The 15,632-nt window shown below is 72.6% G+C and carries 19 protein-coding genes; 9 read left to right on the forward strand and 10 right to left on the reverse strand.

Annotation, left to right across the window (positions count from 1 at the left end; genetic code table 11):
* The first annotated feature begins 97 nt into the window (after positions 1-97).
* Entirely contained in the window at positions 98-892 is a 795-nt protein-coding gene (locus tag HDG68_RS07550; RefSeq protein ID WP_172150778.1) for a CPBP family intramembrane glutamic endopeptidase, read from the forward strand.
* Here HDG68_RS07550 and HDG68_RS07555 read toward each other — a convergent pair.
* Positions 784-2,340: an MFS transporter gene (locus tag HDG68_RS07555; protein ID WP_172150780.1), complete on the reverse strand. Its 1,557-nt coding sequence runs from the start codon at positions 2,338-2,340 to the stop codon at positions 784-786. The two genes, HDG68_RS07550 and HDG68_RS07555, sit on opposite strands and share 109 nt — an antisense overlap.
* A gap of 89 nt (positions 2,341-2,429) precedes the next feature.
* Between HDG68_RS07555 and HDG68_RS07560 the strand changes: the two genes are divergently transcribed.
* From HDG68_RS07560 to HDG68_RS07580, 5 genes are all read left to right on the forward strand, one after another.
* On the forward strand, positions 2,430-2,900 hold the full coding sequence (locus HDG68_RS07560) for a MarR family winged helix-turn-helix transcriptional regulator (protein ID WP_172150782.1): 471 nt from the start codon (positions 2,430-2,432) through the stop codon (positions 2,898-2,900).
* 95 nt (positions 2,901-2,995) lie between these two features.
* A complete protein-coding gene (locus tag HDG68_RS07565; RefSeq protein WP_172150784.1) occupies positions 2,996-3,256 on the forward strand; it encodes a GlsB/YeaQ/YmgE family stress response membrane protein in 261 nt (86 codons plus the stop codon).
* 123 nt (positions 3,257-3,379) lie between these two features.
* Positions 3,380-4,318 (forward strand): metal ABC transporter substrate-binding protein, encoded by a 939-nt coding sequence (locus HDG68_RS07570; protein WP_172150786.1) that lies wholly within the window; start codon positions 3,380-3,382, stop codon positions 4,316-4,318.
* Positions 4,315-5,085: an ATP-binding cassette domain-containing protein gene (locus tag HDG68_RS07575; protein WP_172150788.1), complete on the forward strand. Its 771-nt coding sequence runs from the start codon at positions 4,315-4,317 to the stop codon at positions 5,083-5,085. The genes HDG68_RS07570 and HDG68_RS07575 overlap by 4 nt, the downstream gene beginning before the upstream one ends.
* Positions 5,086-5,126: 41 nt before the next feature.
* Positions 5,127-5,948 (forward strand): metal ABC transporter permease, encoded by an 822-nt coding sequence (locus HDG68_RS07580; RefSeq protein WP_216648198.1) that lies wholly within the window; start codon positions 5,127-5,129, stop codon positions 5,946-5,948.
* On the opposite strand, the gene HDG68_RS07585 is transcribed toward HDG68_RS07580, so the two are convergent.
* Positions 5,926-6,330, reverse strand: coding sequence for a DUF1304 domain-containing protein (locus HDG68_RS07585; protein WP_172150792.1), 405 nt, complete (start codon positions 6,328-6,330; stop codon positions 5,926-5,928). The two genes, HDG68_RS07580 and HDG68_RS07585, sit on opposite strands and share 23 nt — an antisense overlap.
* Positions 6,331-6,428: 98 nt before the next feature.
* On the opposite strand from HDG68_RS07585, the gene HDG68_RS07590 reads away from it, so the two are divergent.
* Positions 6,429-7,676, forward strand: a complete 1,248-nt coding sequence (locus tag HDG68_RS07590; RefSeq protein ID WP_172150794.1) for an arginine deiminase — start codon at positions 6,429-6,431, stop codon at positions 7,674-7,676.
* 34 nt (positions 7,677-7,710) lie between these two features.
* Here HDG68_RS07590 and HDG68_RS07595 read toward each other — a convergent pair whose 3' ends face one another.
* The 4 genes from HDG68_RS07595 to HDG68_RS07610 form a co-directional block, all read right to left on the reverse strand.
* The gene (locus tag HDG68_RS07595) at positions 7,711-8,043 is read right to left on the reverse strand and encodes a type II toxin-antitoxin system PemK/MazF family toxin (protein ID WP_172150796.1); all 333 of its coding nucleotides are present in this window, start codon (positions 8,041-8,043) and stop codon (positions 7,711-7,713) included.
* Positions 8,040-8,267: a hypothetical protein gene (locus tag HDG68_RS07600; RefSeq protein WP_172150798.1), complete on the reverse strand. Its 228-nt coding sequence runs from the start codon at positions 8,265-8,267 to the stop codon at positions 8,040-8,042. Before HDG68_RS07600 ends, HDG68_RS07595 begins: the two co-directional genes overlap by 4 nt.
* 67 nt (positions 8,268-8,334) lie before the next feature.
* The gene (locus HDG68_RS07605; RefSeq protein ID WP_172150800.1) at positions 8,335-8,760 is read right to left on the reverse strand and encodes a hypothetical protein; all 426 of its coding nucleotides are present in this window, start codon (positions 8,758-8,760) and stop codon (positions 8,335-8,337) included.
* Between the two features lie 17 nt (positions 8,761-8,777).
* Positions 8,778-9,479, reverse strand: a complete 702-nt coding sequence (locus HDG68_RS07610; protein ID WP_172150802.1) for a hypothetical protein — start codon at positions 9,477-9,479, stop codon at positions 8,778-8,780.
* Positions 9,480-9,508: 29 nt separating this feature from the next.
* Between HDG68_RS07610 and HDG68_RS07615 the strand changes: the two genes are divergently transcribed.
* A complete protein-coding gene (locus tag HDG68_RS07615) occupies positions 9,509-9,979 on the forward strand; it encodes a helix-turn-helix transcriptional regulator (RefSeq protein ID WP_172150803.1) in 471 nt (156 codons plus the stop codon).
* Positions 9,980-9,995: 16 nt separating this feature from the next.
* Here the strand turns inward: HDG68_RS07615 and nhaA are convergent, their stop codons facing one another.
* The 3 genes from nhaA to HDG68_RS07630 form a co-directional block, all read right to left on the reverse strand.
* Positions 9,996-11,813 (reverse strand): Na+/H+ antiporter NhaA, encoded by a 1,818-nt coding sequence (gene nhaA, locus HDG68_RS07620; protein ID WP_172150804.1) that lies wholly within the window; start codon positions 11,811-11,813, stop codon positions 9,996-9,998.
* 91 nt (positions 11,814-11,904) lie between these two features.
* On the reverse strand, positions 11,905-12,678 hold the full coding sequence (locus HDG68_RS07625) for a thioesterase family protein (protein WP_172150805.1): 774 nt from the start codon (positions 12,676-12,678) through the stop codon (positions 11,905-11,907).
* 37 nt (positions 12,679-12,715) lie between these two features.
* Positions 12,716-13,738: a zinc-binding dehydrogenase gene (locus HDG68_RS07630; RefSeq protein WP_172150806.1), complete on the reverse strand. Its 1,023-nt coding sequence runs from the start codon at positions 13,736-13,738 to the stop codon at positions 12,716-12,718.
* Between the two features lie 276 nt (positions 13,739-14,014).
* Here HDG68_RS07630 and HDG68_RS07635 point away from each other — a divergent pair, with 276 nt between their 5' ends.
* Positions 14,015-14,476 carry a DUF2255 family protein gene (locus HDG68_RS07635; protein WP_172150807.1) on the forward strand — a complete coding sequence of 154 codons (462 nt, stop codon included), beginning with the start codon at positions 14,015-14,017 and terminating at the stop codon, positions 14,474-14,476.
* Between the two features lie 13 nt (positions 14,477-14,489).
* Here HDG68_RS07635 and HDG68_RS07640 read toward each other — a convergent pair whose 3' ends face one another.
* On the reverse strand, positions 14,490-15,620 hold the full coding sequence (locus HDG68_RS07640; protein WP_172151376.1) for a PQQ-dependent sugar dehydrogenase: 1,131 nt from the start codon (positions 15,618-15,620) through the stop codon (positions 14,490-14,492).
* Positions 15,621-15,632: the final 12 nt, after the last annotated feature.

Raw genomic sequence — 15,632 nt, forward strand, 5'->3', positions numbered from 1 at the left:
CGGTAGACATGGCGACGACGGAGCCTGCCGACTCCCGCACCCGGCGGACGGTCGGCCTGCTGGCCACCCTGCGACCGGTCGCCCGAGGAGGAACGTGATGACGGAGCAGATGCGGGTCCGGCCGACGGCGGTGGCGGGCCTCGGCGCGTTCGTCGTGTACGTCGTGGTCATCGTGCTGGTGCAGAGCACCAGCGGGGTCGACTACGACGACCTGGCGGCGTCGTCGGGGAACATCTGGCGCGCGGGCATCCTGTCGCTGGGTGTCGGTGCCGCCGTGGTGGCGGGACTGACCGTCTGGTTCGGCTGGTGGCGCGCGGCCACCGTCGAGACGGTGCGCAGCCGCCGTCGGTGGACCCTGGTCGCCCCGGCTCTCTACCTGCTCGTCGTGGTCGGCAACCTGGCCGTCACCGACTGGGGCGCGGTCGAGGTCGGGTTCCTGCTGTCCGCCGCGGCGCTCGGTGTCGCCGTCGGGTTCGCCGAGGAGCTCACGTGCCGCGGCACGCTCCTGGTGGGGCTGCGGGGGACGGCGCGCGAGGTCGTGGTGTGGCTGACCACGTGCGTGCTGTTCGGTGCCATGCACGGAGTGAACGTGCTGTTCGGTGCGGAGGTCGGCACCACCCTGCAGCAGGTCGTGATGGCCGGCATGCAGGGCAGCGCCTTCTACGTGCTGCGTCGGGTGCTCGGCCGGCTCGTCTGGGCGATGGCGCTGCACGGGTTGTGGGACTTCTCGATCTTCGTGCAGGCGGCCTCCGACGGCGGCACCAACCTCCTGGGTCTGCTCGTCTACCCGACGGCGCTGGTCTCGCTGGTCGCCGGGTTCGTCGTGGCGCGCGACGCCGGACGGTCGTCGGGGGAGCCCGCCGTGCGGTCCGCGTCGGCCTCGTCGACCTGATCCTCCTGCCGGTCGTCGTCGAGCGCACCGGGATTATCTTTCGGCACGAACAGCACGACCAGGGCGCCGAGCGCGGCGGCGACGGCACCGATGACGAAGCACCAGGTGAACGAGCTCTCGGCGGGGATCGTCACGCCGGGGGCGAGGTCGACGGTCTGCGCCGTGAGGACCATCGCCATCACGGCACCGGCGACGGTGGTGCCCATGGAGCGCATGAGGCTGTTGAGCCCGACGCTCGCGGCGGACTCGTCGGTCGGCACGTTGTTGAGGATCAGGGTGGGCATGGCGGCGTACCCGATCCCGACGCCGGCGGTGGCGACGCACGAGGCGACCATGAGCTGCCACGGCGCGTCCATGAGGAACGTCGCGACCACGTAGCCCAGCGCGAGGACCGACGCGCCGACGGCGAGCGTGATGCGGCCGCCGAGCCGGGTGAGCATCCGCGAGGACACGGGGGTGAAGAGCATCATCATGAGGCCGCCGGGCGCCATCCACAGGCCGGCCTGCAGGATCGTCTGGCCGAGCCCGTAGCCGGTGGCCTCCGGCATCTGCAGCAGCTGCGGGACCACGATCGACTGCGCCATCATGCCGAAGCCGATGAGGACGGCCGCGATGTTGGTCAGCAGCACGGGGCGGCGGGTCGAGGTCCGCAGGTCGACGAGCGGGTCGTCGTGGCGCAGCTCGTACCGGCCCCACAGGAGCAGGACGACGAGGCCGCCGCCGATGAGGCCGAGCGTGCTCGCCTCGGCCCAGCCCCAGTCGTTGCCCTTGGACACGCCGACGAGGACGCCGACGAGTCCGACGGCCAGGCCGAGCGCTCCGACGACGTCGAGCCGACCGGGGTGGGCGTTGCGCAGGTGCGGGACGACGACCAGGGTGAGCAGGGTCATGACGGCGGCGAGCGCTGCGGACACCCAGAACAGCATGTGCCAGTCGAAGTCCTGCGCGATCCAGGCGGCCAGGGGCAGCCCGATCGCGCCGCCGATGCCGAGGGTGGCGCTGACGCCGGCGACGGCGGTGTTGCGCAGGTGCGGCGGTGCGGCCTGCCGGACCATGCTGATGGCTACGGGGATGTAGCCCATGGCGAGGCCCTGCAGCACGCGGCCGATCAGGACGGGGCCGACGGAGTCGCTGATCGCGCACACGAGCGAGCCGACGAGCAGGATGACGGACGAGGTGACGAGCACGGGCTTGTTGCCGTACATGTCGGCGAGGCGCCCGGTCACGGGCATGGCGACGGCGCCGCCGAGCAGGGTGGCGGTGACGACCCAGGACGCGGTGCTCGGTGAGGTGCCGAGCAGCTCGGGCAGCTCGCTCTGGATCGGGATGACCAGCGACTGCATGAGTGCGGCGCAGAGGCTGCTGAAGGCGAGGACGGCGATCACAGCGACCGCGCGGGCGGTCGACCGGGGCGCCGTGGAGTCGGGGGTGGTGCCTGGTGCGTGCACGGCGACCCTCCATGTGTGTGTAACTTACATACGGACTGATGTATGCTACCTACATATCTACTGGAGTCAAGCGACGATCCGGAGGACCCATGACTCGCGCGACGCCGTCGTCCACGAGCCCTGCCCACGTCTCGAGCGCGGAGCGCCACGTCGCCTCCCTGCTGTCCCGCCTCGACGTCCATCGCCGCCACGTCGAGCATCACGGCCGGCTCGGCGTCGCCGACGCGCGCCTGCTCTGGCTGCTCTCCGACGGCACCCCCCGCACGCTGCGCGAGATCGCCGAGGCGCTGCGCCTCGAGCAGTCCACGGTCAACCGCCAGGTCAACGGCGCGCTCGAGGCCGGGCTGCTGCGGCGCTTCAGCGAGGAGGGTCGTTCCGCTCGGCTGGTCGAGGCGACCGAGGCGGGCCTCGCGCGTTTCGAGTCGGCGACCACGACCGCCCTGGGCGCGTTCGGCGACGCGCTCGGTGCCCTCGGCGACGACGCCGGGACCTTCCTCGATCTCCTGGACGGGTTCGTCGACGCCTACGGGCGTGCCGTGGCCGAGCTGCCGGCCGACTGACCTGCACGAGGGCCCAGGACGCGCGCTCTCGCCCGAGATGTCCTAGGTTGCAGGCTGTCCGACCGATCGTCGACCTTCAGGAGAGTGGATCGAGCATGACCGTGTCCGGGATCATCACTGCCATCGTCGTAGGTGCCATCATCGGGGCGCTGGGGCGTCTCGTGCTGCGCGGCAAGCAGAACATCTCGATCATCGCGACGATCCTCGTCGGGATCGTCGCGGCACTGATCGGGACCTGGCTGGCGAGCCTGGTCGGGGTGGCGGACACCGGCGGCATCGACTGGATCGAGCTGGCCTTCCAGGTCGGTCTCGCCGCCGTGGGCGTCTCGATCGTCGCGGGTTCCTCGCGGCGCTGACCTCGCCCGACAGGGCGGTGCCACCGTCCCGACGGGGCGTCGTCACCGGTACGGCCGGTCGGCGGCGCCCCGTCGTCGTCCCGGGGTGGCTCGGTGGGCGGGGCGTGAACTAGAGTTTTCGGTATGCCGAAACCTTTGACACGGATCGCCGGATCCCTGCTGCTCACGGCCTCGGCCGCGGGCCTGCTGGGCGCCTGCAGCACGGACGGGTCGGCCGCCGAGGCGGACGACCGCCCGCTCGTCCTGACCACCTTCACCGTGCTCGCCGACATCGCGGAGAACGTCGCCGGCGACCACCTGCGGGTCGAGTCGATCACGAAGGTCGGCTCCGAGATCCACGGCTACGAGCCCACCCCCGGCGACCTCCGCACGGCTTCCGACGCCGACCTGATCCTCGACAACGGCCTCAACCTCGAGGCGTGGTTCGCCCAGTTCGTGGCCGACGTCGACGCCCCTCACGTCGTCGTCTCCGACGGCGTCGAGGTCCTCGACATCACCTCCGACGCGTACGCGGGCACCCCGAACCCGCACGCCTGGATGAGCCCGCTGAACGTGCAGACGTACGTGGACACCATGGTCGAGGCGTTCTCGGACCTCGCCCCCGAGCACGCCGAGGACTTCGCCGCCAACGCCGACGCCTACGACGCCGAGCTGCAGCAGGTGCAGGACGACCTGGTCGCCGAGGTCGAGGCGCTGCCCGCCGAGCAGCGGGCCATCGTCACCTGCGAGGGCGCCTTCTCCTACCTGGCGCGCGACGCCGGGCTCACCGAGCAGTACCTGTGGGCCGTCAACGCCGAGCAGCAGGCCACCCCGCAGCAGGTCGCCGACACCATCGAGTTCGTCCGGGCCAACGACGTGCCGGCGGTGTTCTGCGAGTCCACCGTGTCCGACGCCGCGATGCAGCAGGTCGTCGACGCCACCGACGCGACGTTCGGCGGCACCCTGTACGTCGACTCCCTCTCCGAGCCGGACGGCCCGGTACCCACCTACCTGGACCTGATCCGGCACGACGCCGACCTGATCGTCGCGGGACTGACCGGCAGGGAGGTCGACGGCACGTGAGCGGCACCGGCACCCCCGCGATCGAGGTCGACGGCGTCACCGTCCGCTACGGGGATGTCCTCGCCCTGGACGGCGCGACCCTGCGCCTGGACGCCGGGACGGTCTGCGGCCTGGTCGGCATGAACGGCTCCGGCAAGTCCACCCTCTTCAAGGCCGTCATGGGCATGGTCCCGGTCACGTCCGGCACCGTGCGGGTCGACGGCGGCACCCCGGCTCGCGCCCGGCGTCGCGGGTCGGTGGGCTACGTGCCGCAGACCGAGGCCGTCGACTGGGCCTTCCCCGTCTCGGTGCGGGACGTGGTGGCCATGGGGCGGTACGGCCACCTCGGGATCACGCGCCGCCCCCGCCCTGCCGACCGTGCCGCCGTCGAGCATGCCCTGGACCGCGTCGAGCTGACCGACCTGGCCGACCGGCAGATCGGACAGCTGTCCGGCGGGCAGCGCAAGCGGGCGTTCGTCGCCCGCGGGATCGCGCAGGACGCCCACGTGCTGCTCCTCGACGAACCGTTCGCCGGCGTGGACAAGCGCTCGGAGGCCACCATCGTGCGGCTGCTGCGCGAGCTCGCCGCGGACGGTCGCACCGTCCTCGTGTCCTCGCACGACCTGCACGCCCTGCCGCGACTCGCCGACGAGGCGGTGCTGCTGCTGCGCCGCGTGCTGTTCCACGGCACGGTCGCGGAGGCGCTGGAACCGGCGAACCTGGCCCGGACGTTCGGCCTCGACGTCGAGGCCGCGCCCCTGGACGGTCCCGGCGGTGAGGCCGCGTGACCCTCGTCGACCTGATCCTCGAACCGTGGACCTACGACTTCATGGTCCGGGCGTTCCTCACCACGACGCTCGCCGCCGTCGTCGCCGCGCTGCTGTCGTGCTGGCTGGTGCTCATCGGCTGGTCGCTGATGGGCGACGCCGTCTCCCACGCCGTGCTGCCCGGGGTCGTCATCGCCTACGTCCTGGGCGTGCCGTTCGCCCTGGGCGCGCTGGTGTTCGGCGGGCTGGCGGTCGTGCTCATCGGGGCCGTCCGGGACACCGGGCGGGTCAAGGAGGACGCCGCCATCGGCATCGTATTCACGACGCTGTTCGCCCTCGGCCTCGTGCTGGTGTCCGTGACGCCGAGCCAGACCGACCTGAGCCACATCATCTTCGGCAACGTCCTGGGCGTCTCCACCGCCGAGCTGGTGCAGGTGGCCGTGCTCGCCGTCGTCGGGGCGGCCGTGCTGTTGGTCAAGCGGCGCGACCTGGTGCTGTTCGCCTTCGACCCCACCCATGCGCACGCCATCGGGCTGTCCACCCGGCGGCTGTCCGCGCTGCTCCTCGGGGTGCTCGCGCTGACCGCGGTGGTGACGCTACAGGTGGTGGGCGTGATCCTCGTCGTGGCGATGCTCATCATCCCCGGTGCGACGGCGTCGCTCCTGACCCGGCGCTTCGGCCGGATGCTGGTGCTGGCGCCGATCATCTCGGCGCTGTGCTCGATCACCGGCATCTACCTGTCGTACTGGCTCGACGCGGCCTCGGGCGGGATGGTCGTCCTGGTGCAGGGGGCGGTGTTCGCCGTCGTGCTGCTGGCCGGTCCGCGTTCCGCGCTGCTGCGCGGACGCGCACGCACGCAGGTCAGGGCACGAGTGTCGCGGTGACCGTCACGATGGCGAGCAGCGGCAGCGTGCCCTGCGCGACGGCGGCACGCCACTTGCCCGGCGACGAGGCGAGCAGCACGAGCGCCGCGGCGAGCATCGCGCCCGTGCCGGCGAGCATCAGCGACGCGCCGGCGAGGTGCGGGCGCGGGCTGTCGAACGCCCCGGTCAGCAGCGTCAGGACGACGCCGGCGAGAGCGATGACCGCGAGGAACAGGTTGTAGAAGCCCTGGTTGAATGCGAGCTCGCGGGTCGCCGCCGCCTCGTCCGCCGTCGTGCCGAAGACCGCCCGGGCGCGCGTCGTCCACGCGAACGACTCCAGCCAGAAGATGTAGACGTGCAGGGCGGCGGCCAGCGTGACCAGCACGAGTCCGGCAGCGATCAAGAGGGCTCCTCGGTGGGCGGTATTGGGGAGTTGCTGCGACGATCGTCGCAGATCGCAGCGCCGGGCGAGCCGGGGCACGACGACGGAGGGGGACGACCGTGACGGACTCGAACCCGGCCCTCGGGGTGCACTCGGAGGTGGGCCGGCTGCGCAAGGTCCTGGTCTGCCGGCCGGGGCTGGCGCACGAGCGGCTGACGCCCTCCAACTCCGACGACCTGCTGTTCGACGACGTGATGTGGGTCGAGGCCGCTCAGCGCGACCACGCCGACTTCGTCCACCAGCTGACCGACCGGGGGGTGGAGGTCGTCGAGCTGCACGACCTGCTCGCCGAGACGATGGCGGACCTGCGGGCCCGCTCGTGGCTGCTGGACCGCAAGGTGACCCCGAACCGGGTGGGTCTCGGCCTCGTGGAGCCGGCCCGGGCCTACCTCGACGGCCTGGCACCGGCCGAGCTGTCCCGCTACCTCCTCGGTGGGCTCTCCACCGCCGACCTGCCCGACGACTACCGCACCGGCTACGTGTCGCTGGCGCACGAGTCGCCGGACTCCCGCGAGTACCTGCTCGCGCCGCTGCCCAACACGCTCTACACCCGGGACACCACGTGCTGGGTCTACGGCGGGCTCACGCTCAACCCGCTGTACTGGCCGGCGCGCAAGGAGGAGACGCTGCTGATGAAGGCGATCTACTCCTTCCACCCGGACTACGCCGACGCGACCGTGTGGTGGGGCGACCCGGAGGTCGACTGGGCCCAGGCGTCCCTGGAGGGCGGCGACGTCATGCCCGTGGGCGACGGCGTCGTGCTGGTCGGGATGAGCGAGCGCACCTCGCGCCAGGCCATCAGCCAGCTCGCCAAGGCCCTGTTCGACGCCGGTGCGGCCCGGCAGGTGGTCGTGGCCGGCATGCCGCGCCTGCGGGCCGCGATGCACCTGGACACGGTGTTCACGTTCGCCGACCGCGACCTGGTGACCGTCCACCCTCGCATCGTCGACGACATCCATCCCTACGTGCTGTACCCGAGCGACCGGTCACCCGGCATCGACGTGGTCGACGCGCGGGGCAAGTCGTTCGTCGACGTGGTCGCCGACGCGATGGGGCTGCCGCGCCTGCGGGTCGTCGAGACCGCGGGCGACGTCTACGCCTCCGAGCGCCAGCAGTGGGACTCCGGCAACAACGCCGTCGCCGTCGAACCCGGCGTCGTGTTCACCTACGACCGCAACACCCAGACGAACGCCGCGCTGCGGAACGCCGGGGTGGAGGTCGTCGAGATCGTCGGGGCGGAGCTGGGGCGCGGCCGCGGCGGCGGGCACTGCATGACGTGCCCGATCGTGCGGGACCCGCTCGACTGACCGCAGGGGCGATCCGGACCGAGGTGCCAGGTGTCTACGTGTACCGGCCGATCAGTCGAGCCACGATGTCGCGGACGGCGTCGAGGTCGTCGCGGGTGGCGGCCCCGAGTCGACCGGTCACCCGCTGGCGGACGTCGATGGTGCGGACCTGCTGACAGAGCGCGACGCTGATCTGCTCGGGGTCCTCGGTCCGGAGCCGGTGCGACGTCGGGTAGCCCTTGTCCCGGCTGGTCAACGGGACGACGATCGCGAATGTGTGGTTGGTCGGCGTCTCGGAGATGACGAGCACCGGTCGGTGCCCTCGTTGCTCGTGACCCTTCGTCGGCGAGAGGTCGACCCAGAGGATGTCGCCGGCAGCGACCTTCATCCGGTCGGTCCGGAGGTGAGGTCGGCGTCGAGCCAGTCGGTCGCCTCGTCGAGGTCCTCGTCGTCGTACCGCTCGGCGGCGACCGCCCGGAGGAACTCGGCCTGCTCGAGCTCACGCAGGGCGCGCGCGATGTACTCGGCCTGCGTCTCCCGATGGCGCTGTGCGCCGTCACGGATTTTGTCGCGCAGCTCGGTCGAGACGCGGAGGGAAGTCATCGAGGTCATGCATCGAGTATGAAGGAATGTATGTAGACGGACAAGGGTCGTCGGCGCCACCCACCACGGCGCGCGCCTACTCGCCGATCATCAGCTCGTCGGAGACGACCGCCGGTCCCTCGGTGACGGTCAGCTCGAAGATGACCCGTGCCCCCTCGGGGAGGTCGGGTGGCAGGGCGACCTGCATGTCGAGGGTGCCGTCGTCGGCCGCCGTCAGCGTGCCGTCGATCGCCGGCCCGGGCTCGACCGGCTCGCCGTCCACGACCAGCCTCGCGGCGGTGATCTCGAAGGGCTCCTCGGTGTCCCCGGACCCGTCCTCACAGCCGGTGTGCAGGCCCTCGCCGTGCAGGGCGACGGCGTCGCCCGCGGCGGCGGTGTCCGCGTCCCACGTCAGCCGAGGAGCGGCGCACGCGGCGGAGCTGTCGTCGTCGGGTGCGGCGCACCCGGTGGCGACCAGGGCGAACAGGGCGGCGGCGGTCAGGGCTCTGCGTCGTCGCGGCATGTCCCGACCGTAGAGCCTCAGGCCACCATGGCGCGCGCCAGCTCGGCACATGTCGCCGTCACGTCGTCCCACTTCCACCACCGCTTCGCCAAGCCCTTGTAGCGGGGGAGCTCGGGGATGACGGCGGCGTCCTTCGGCTCCGGAGCGGCGAGCTGAGCGGCGACCTGGGTGGCGACGGGGGACTCGTCGTGCAGCAGGTCGGCGTAGTAGTCGTCGATCCCGATCAGCACGCGGGCGGCGTGATCGGTTCCAGCCGCCGCGGCGAGCGCCGCGACGTCGAGGTAGTCGCGCACCTGGTTCCGCTTGACGACGAGAAAGGCCTTGATGCGCAGGATCTCGTCGAAGGTCGGAACGGTCAGGGTGCGACCCGAAGGTAGCCGGACCTGCTCGGTCTCGAGCGGCCGGGTGCGGATGAGCTGGCGTAGTCCGGACTCGATGCCGCCGAGCTCGCCGAGGATGATCTTTCCCGGACGGACCCGGTTGGTCAGCCACTCACCCTCCCGTTCGAGAGCGTCGAGGATGGTGTCGAAGCGGTCGCGCAGGTCGACGAGCACATGGTCGTGGTCGACGGAGAGTCGGTGCCGGGCGTGCAGCGCCGCGGCGGTGCCACCGACGAGGACGGCGTCGGGGACGATCTCCTGCAGTCTCGCGGCCGATTCCACGAGCTCTTCGAGGGTCGGGACGTCGTGCGGGCCTGCGGTGTCCCCGTCAGAAGGCATACGATGATCGTATCTGATAAGGAGGTTCGATGCTCCGGTTCCGCAACATCGACGCCAGCCCGGAGGACCCGGTGTCGACCTGGGGGGTCGAGGGCCTGGCCACCGCCCTGGAGCGCGGGTACCTGCCGCACTGGCAACGCATCGCGCGAGCGGTCCGCGCGGAACCGCACGGCACCGTCGCCCGTCAGCTCGAGACGGCGCTCGCCGTCGTCGAGCCGAACGGGGCCACCGCTCTGCTGTCGGACGTGCTCGTGCAGGCCCGGGAGAGCGACCGAGCGGCCGTCGCCCGGGGGCTTCGCGAGAACCTCCGCCGTTCCGGGCTCACGGCCCAGGACCTCGCGGCGGCCGTCGGCACGTCGCCGTCCCGGCTGTCGACGTATCTCACCGGCCGTGTCGTGCCCTCGGCCGCCATCGCGCGGCGCATCGAGCGGGTCGCCGAGGAACACGCGAGTCGTGGCCGGATCCACCCTGGTGGCGCACTCGGGAGCCCCGCCGCCTGACCGGCCCGCGCTCCGCCTACCGCGCCTCGTCCGGCTCCGCCGCCTCCAGCGCCTCGATCGCGGCGATCAGCGTGGCGGCGTCGTGCGGCCCCTGGTGGCGGACCCCGTCGAGGAAGAACGTCGGCGTGCCCTGGGCACCGCTGGCCCGGGCGCTCTCGGCGTGGTCGGCGACGCGGGCGTGCAGGGCGTCGTCGGCGAGGTCGGCCTCGAACTGCTCGGCGTCGAGACCGAGCGACGCGGCGTACGCCCGCAGGTCCTCGGCCTCGAGCGCCGTCTGGTTCTCGAACAGCACGTCGTGCATCTCCCAGAACCGGCCCTGCCGGGCGGCGGCCTCCGCGGCGACGGCGGCGAGGCGGGCGTGCGGGTGCACGTCGTCGAGCGGCAGGTGACGGACGACGTAGCGCACCCGGCCGTCGAGCTCGGCCTGCAACTCTCGCCACATCCCGGTGGCCCGCATGCAGAAGGGGCACTCGAAGTCGAGGTACTCCACGATGGTGTGCGGGGCCTCCGGGTCGCCGCGCAGGTGGTCATGCCGGGTGTCGACGGGCGGGTCCAGCGCCATGGGCAGGTCGGCGCTCTCCTCGCCCCAGCGCACGCGGGCCAGGCGGAAGAGGGCCCACGCCACCAGGGAGGCGAGGACGAGCGACAGCAGCACGCCGACGGTCGCGGCCTGCACCTGTGCCTCGTCGTCGAAGGCAAGGTCGATCACCAGCAGCGACACCGTGAACCCGATGCCGCACAGCGCGGCGCCGCCGAGCACGCTGCCGGGCCCCACGCCGTCGGGCAGCGTGCCGAGCCCGGCCCTGACGGCCGCCCACGTGCCGAGGCTGATGCCCACGAGCTTGCCGAGCACGAGACCGGCGACCACGCCCCAGGTGATCGAGGAGCCCAGCGCCTCGCCGAGCGCCCCGCCGCGCAGGTCGATCCCGGCGTTGGCGAGCGCGAACAGGGGCACCACGACGACGTTGACGGGGGTGTTGAGCACCTCGTGCAGGCGCTGGTTGACGGAGATGGACCGCGACAGCCCCAGGTGCACCTCGCGGGCGACGCCGGCGCTGGGGGACTGCCAGTAGGCCCGGTACAGGTCCTTGGTGCGCACGACGTCGGACCGCTGCGTCAGCGCGGCGGGCACCAGGAGGCCGGCGAGCATCCCGGCGATGGACGGGTGGATGCCCGCCTGCACCGTGGCGCCCCAGAGCACCACCACGACCAGCAGGTAGGGGGTGCTGCGCCACTCCCGCATGCGCCCGAGCAGCCAGAGGGCGGCCAGGCACGCGCCGGCCACCAGCAGCGGGGTGATCCGGACGTCCTCGGAGTAGACGACGCCGATGATGGTGACGGCCAGGAAGTCGTCCACGACGGACAGGGTCAGCAGGAACACCTTGAGCTGGTTGGACATCGCGGGCCCCACCAGCGCCAGGACGCCCAGCAGGAACGCCGTGTCGGTGCCGACGACGGCGCCCCAGCCGTGGGGTGCGGTGCCCCCGGCGATCGCGAGGTAGATCAGGGCGGGGACCACGACCCCGGCGGTGCCGGCGACGAGCGGGACGAGCCGTTGGCTGCGTCGTCGCAGCGAGCCGATGGTGAGCTCCTGGCGCACCTCCAGGCCGACCACGAAGAAGAACACCACCATCAGCCCGTCGTTGACCCAGTGGTGCAGGTCCATGTCGAACGCGAGGTCCCCGATGTCGACGTTGATCGGGATCTCCCAGAGGTGGGTGTACGCCTCGGAGAAGGGCGAGTTGGCCCACAGCAGCGCGAACAGCGTGACCGACAGCAGCAGGACGGCGGCACCGGAGTCGGTGCGCAGGCGCCGGGCGAGGTTCAGGGCCATGCGGTCTCCTTCAGGAGGGCTGTCGGGAGCGTACGACGGCGGTCCCCCGGCGGCACCTGCGCGGCGCGGTCGCCCCTGGACGGGAGAGGTGTCAGCCGAGGGGTCGCACCACGAGCGACTGCGCCAGGCGGCCGAACGGGCCGTCGGCGTCGTGCAGCACCGTCGAGGTGACGCCCGCGCCGGCGGGGCCGAACGTGACGGTGGTGTCCAGGCCGAGCCACCCGCCAGCCGGCGCGCGGAACAGGTGCGTCGTCAGGTCCAGGTTGGGGAACGCGACCCGGCGCGGGTCGGCGCGCACGCTCATCCCGTTGGCGAGGTCCAGCAGGCCCGCCGTGCTCGCGAGCGGCGCGACGTCCTCGTCCTCGACGAGCGGGTGGTCGGTGCGCACCCAGACCGTGCCCCGGCCCGGTTCCGCGAGGGTGCGCCGCACGTCGATCGAGGCGACGAACCCGCCCGGCCAGTCCGTCGTCGGGTCCCAGGCGGGCGTCTCGTCCGGGCCGGGGATCGACGGCGGATCACCGCCTGCGAGCGCCGCCGTGTCCCCGGCCGCCGCGAGCCAGGCCCGCAGCGTGGCGACGGTCCGCCCCGCGCAGGTGACCGCGGCCTCGACCAGCTCGACGCCGCGACCCGGACGGATCACGTGCACGGAGGTGTCCATCGGGGCCAGTGGGTAGGGGCCCCAGACGTCGAAGGTGAGCCGGACGGGGGTCAGCTCGTCGCGCCCGCGAGCGACCCGGTCGGTCTCCACCAGGTGGGTGAGCAGGCCGAACGTGGGGGCCACGTGCTGCTCGTCGGTGCGCCACGCCCCGCCGGTGTGCTCGGTGGGGTCGAAGGTCGAGGCGCCGGTGCGTCGGAAGTAGGCCATGGCGGCCATCCTGGCAGCACCGGCGCCTCGGGTGGCGTCACGGACGCACGAGCACCTTGAGTGCCTCGCGGGAGTCCATGAGGCGGTAGCCCTCGGGGGCGTCGTCCAGGGAGACCTCGCGGTCGAAGACCTGGCCGGGGTCGATGGTGCCGTCCAGCACCTGGCCGATCGCGGCTTCCAGGTAGGCGCGCACCGGTGCCGGTCCGCCGTTCAGGGTCACGTTCTTGCCGAACAGCGACCGGAAGCCGACGGGGGCCTTCTCGTACTGGGGGACGCCGACGCGGGAGATGACCCCGCCGGCGCGCACGACGCCGTAGGACTGCTCGTAGGCGGGCATGTGGCCCACGGCCTCCAGCACGACGTGGGACCCCTCGCCGCCGGTGAGCTCCAGGACCTTGGCGACGCCCTCCTCGCCGCGCTCCGCGACGACGTCGGTGGCGCCCCACTGCCGACCGAGGTCGGTACGGTCCTGGTGGCGGCCCATGAGGATGATCGTGCCCGCGCCCATCTGCTGCGCGGCGAGGACCGCCGAGAGCCCGACGGCGCCGTCGCCGATCACCGTGACGGTCTGGCCCGGCTGCACGCCGGCCATGGAGGCCGCGTGGTAGCCCGTCAGGTAGACGTCGGACAGGGTCAGCAGGCTCGGCAGGAGCGACTCGTCGGTGTCCGCCGGGAACGACACCAGGGTGCCGGACGCCTGCGGGACGCGGAGCTTTTCCGCCTGCGCACCGGAGAAGAAGCCGCCGTGCGCGCAGGCGGTCTGGAAGCCGTCGCGGCAGATCGCGCACGTGTTGTCCGCGTAGGCGAACGGGACGATCACGTGGTCGCCGACGGCGACGCCCGTGACGTCGTCGCCGATCTCCTCGACGACGCCGATGGCCTCGTGGCCCATCGGGGTGCCGTCCTCGGAGGCCGGCATCGAGTGGTACGGGTGCAGGTCGGAGCCGCACACGCAGGCCAGGGTGACGCGGATGATCGCGTCGGTGGGCTCGACGATGGTCGGGTCGGGGATCTCCTCGACCCGGACGTCGCCGGCGCCGTACATCACAGTTGCTCGCATGGTCTCGCTCTCGTGGTCGGTGGCCGGTGTGGTGGGTCGCCCGGCCGACGTGCTCCTGCTATCCGAACACGTCGGCACGCGTCGCGGGAGCCGGGAGGGGTGCCCTGTCAGTACCCCGACGAGCCGTGCCTGGCCGGCGTTCCGTCGGCGCGATGGACTGAGATCACGTCTCCCGTCGAGAGCCCGCGGGACGGGGCGCCGGGAATACCTCCTGCTCGGGGCGGTTGCACTCGACGGCCGCCCGAGCCGACCGCCCGTCCGACCCGAGGAGTTCCGATGACCACCACCGCCACGGAGAAGGACCTCGGTCGGCTCCCGCTCGCCGGCACCGCCCGTCTGGTCGGGCCGGGTGCCTCGGTCGGCGCGTGGCTCGTCCGGTTCGACGGCGCGCTGTACGCACGGTCCGCCGCGCCGCGTTCCGCCGTCGTCGACCGACGCGGCCGCGGGCGCATGCGGATGGACGGGCAGGACCACGCCGTCGTCCTGAGCGAGGTGGCACCCGAGATGCACGAGCTCCTCGACGACGCCTACCGCGCCCGGTACGGCCGGTGCCGTCCGGAGCAGGTGGACGCCATGGTGTCCGACGACGCCGCGGCCGCCACGTTCCTGGTCCGGTCCCGGTCGCTGAGCTGGGGCGAGCGCGCGGCGGACGCGGTCGCGGCGTGGCGCGAACGATTCTCCGCCCCCGCGGCGTCGACCGGTCGGGGCGACGCGCCCTGCCCGTGCCCCGGCTCCTGACCGGAAGCGGTACTCAGCCCCGCGTCAGGTCGAGGCGCAGGATCCGGTCGTCGTCCGGCCCCGGCGTCCCGCGCCCGTCGGTGTTGTTGGTGACGATCCACAGCTCGCCGTCCGGCGTAACGACGGCGTCGCGCAGCCGGCCCTCGTCCTCGACGACGACGGCGGAGGTCGACGGCGCCTCGACGGGCACCGCCCGCAGCACCTCGCCGCCCAGGTTCGCCACGAACAGCGTGCCGTCCACGTGCGCCATCCCCGACGGGCTCGCCTCGCCGGGCCGCCACTGCTGGACCGGGTCGACGAACCCCTCGGCTCCCGCGATCCCCTCGACCTCCGGCCAGCCGTAGTTCGCGCCCGGCTCCACGACGTTCAGCTCGTCCCACGTGTTCTGCCCGAACTCCGTCACGAACAGCGTGCCGTCGTCCGTCCACGCCAGCCCCTGGACGTTGCGGTGGCCCAGGCTGTACACCAGCGAGCCCGGGAACGGGTTGTCGTCCGGGGCCTCGCCGTCGGGCGTCATCCGCAGGATCTTGCCCGCCAGGGACTCCGGGTCCTGCGACCGCGACGGGTCGCCCGCGTCCCCCGTGGTGGCCCACACCATCCCGTCCGGACCGAGCGCGAGGCGACCACCGTCGTGGTTGCTCGCCGCCGGGATCCCCTCGACCAGGGTGGCCGGGTCGCCGAGAGCGAAGGAGCCCGGGGAGCCCTCCAGGTCGTAGCGCTCGATCCGGTTGCCGTCCGCGCCGGTCGAGTACACGAACAGCCGCCCGGCGTCGTCCGCCGCCAGCCCGAGCAGCCCGGCCTCACCGCCGGTGACGACCCCCTCGACCACGCCCACCTCACGCACGGTCCCGTCGTCGGCCAGCTCGAGGACGCGGGCCGAGTCGCGCTCGCTGACCAGCGGGACCTCGCCGACGAACGTCACCGACCACGGGGCGGCCAGGCCCGAGGCGACGACGGAACGCCCGCCCGTCGGGGAGGCGGGCAGGGCGCTCGCGGAGTTCTCGTCGGCGCCGCCGTCGGGGCCGTCCGCACCGCCGCCCGGACCGCCCGACGCGGTGCACCCGCCCAGCGCGAGAGCCAGCAGTGCGGCGACCGCCGTCGTCCGGTACCCGCGTCCGCCGGCCGCCCGTCGTGATCTGCGCATCATCTCGGGGCA

It is taken from the genome of Isoptericola chiayiensis, assembly GCF_013149805.1.
Lineage (GTDB): Bacteria > Actinomycetota > Actinomycetes > Actinomycetales > Cellulomonadaceae > Isoptericola > Isoptericola chiayiensis.

What these genes read in the sequence shown, in the direction of transcription:
- HDG68_RS07550 (WP_172150778.1), top strand. Translation starts at nt 98, where the DNA reads ATGACGGAGCAGATGCGGGTCCGGCCGACGGCGGTGGCGGGCCTCGGC.
- HDG68_RS07560 (WP_172150782.1), top strand. Translation starts at nt 2,430, where the DNA reads ATGACTCGCGCGACGCCGTCGTCCACGAGCCCTGCCCACGTCTCGAGC.
- HDG68_RS07565 (WP_172150784.1), top strand. Translation starts at nt 2,996, where the DNA reads ATGACCGTGTCCGGGATCATCACTGCCATCGTCGTAGGTGCCATCATC.
- HDG68_RS07570 (WP_172150786.1), top strand. Translation starts at nt 3,380, where the DNA reads ATGCCGAAACCTTTGACACGGATCGCCGGATCCCTGCTGCTCACGGCC.
- HDG68_RS07580 (WP_216648198.1), top strand. Translation starts at nt 5,127, where the DNA reads ATGGTCCGGGCGTTCCTCACCACGACGCTCGCCGCCGTCGTCGCCGCG.
- HDG68_RS07595 (WP_172150796.1), bottom strand. Translation starts at nt 8,043, where the DNA reads ATGAAGGTCGCTGCCGGCGACATCCTCTGGGTCGACCTCTCGCCGACG.
- HDG68_RS07600 (WP_172150798.1), bottom strand. Translation starts at nt 8,267, where the DNA reads ATGACCTCGATGACTTCCCTCCGCGTCTCGACCGAGCTGCGCGACAAA.
- HDG68_RS07605 (WP_172150800.1), bottom strand. Translation starts at nt 8,760, where the DNA reads ATGCCGCGACGACGCAGAGCCCTGACCGCCGCCGCCCTGTTCGCCCTG.
- HDG68_RS07610 (WP_172150802.1), bottom strand. Translation starts at nt 9,479, where the DNA reads ATGCCTTCTGACGGGGACACCGCAGGCCCGCACGACGTCCCGACCCTC.
- HDG68_RS07615 (WP_172150803.1), top strand. Translation starts at nt 9,509, where the DNA reads ATGCTCCGGTTCCGCAACATCGACGCCAGCCCGGAGGACCCGGTGTCG.
- nhaA (WP_172150804.1), bottom strand. Translation starts at nt 11,813, where the DNA reads ATGGCCCTGAACCTCGCCCGGCGCCTGCGCACCGACTCCGGTGCCGCC.
- HDG68_RS07625 (WP_172150805.1), bottom strand. Translation starts at nt 12,678, where the DNA reads ATGGCCTACTTCCGACGCACCGGCGCCTCGACCTTCGACCCCACCGAG.
- HDG68_RS07630 (WP_172150806.1), bottom strand. Translation starts at nt 13,738, where the DNA reads ATGCGAGCAACTGTGATGTACGGCGCCGGCGACGTCCGGGTCGAGGAG.
- HDG68_RS07635 (WP_172150807.1), top strand. Translation starts at nt 14,015, where the DNA reads ATGACCACCACCGCCACGGAGAAGGACCTCGGTCGGCTCCCGCTCGCC.
- HDG68_RS07640 (WP_172151376.1), bottom strand. Translation starts at nt 15,620, where the DNA reads ATGCGCAGATCACGACGGGCGGCCGGCGGACGCGGGTACCGGACGACG.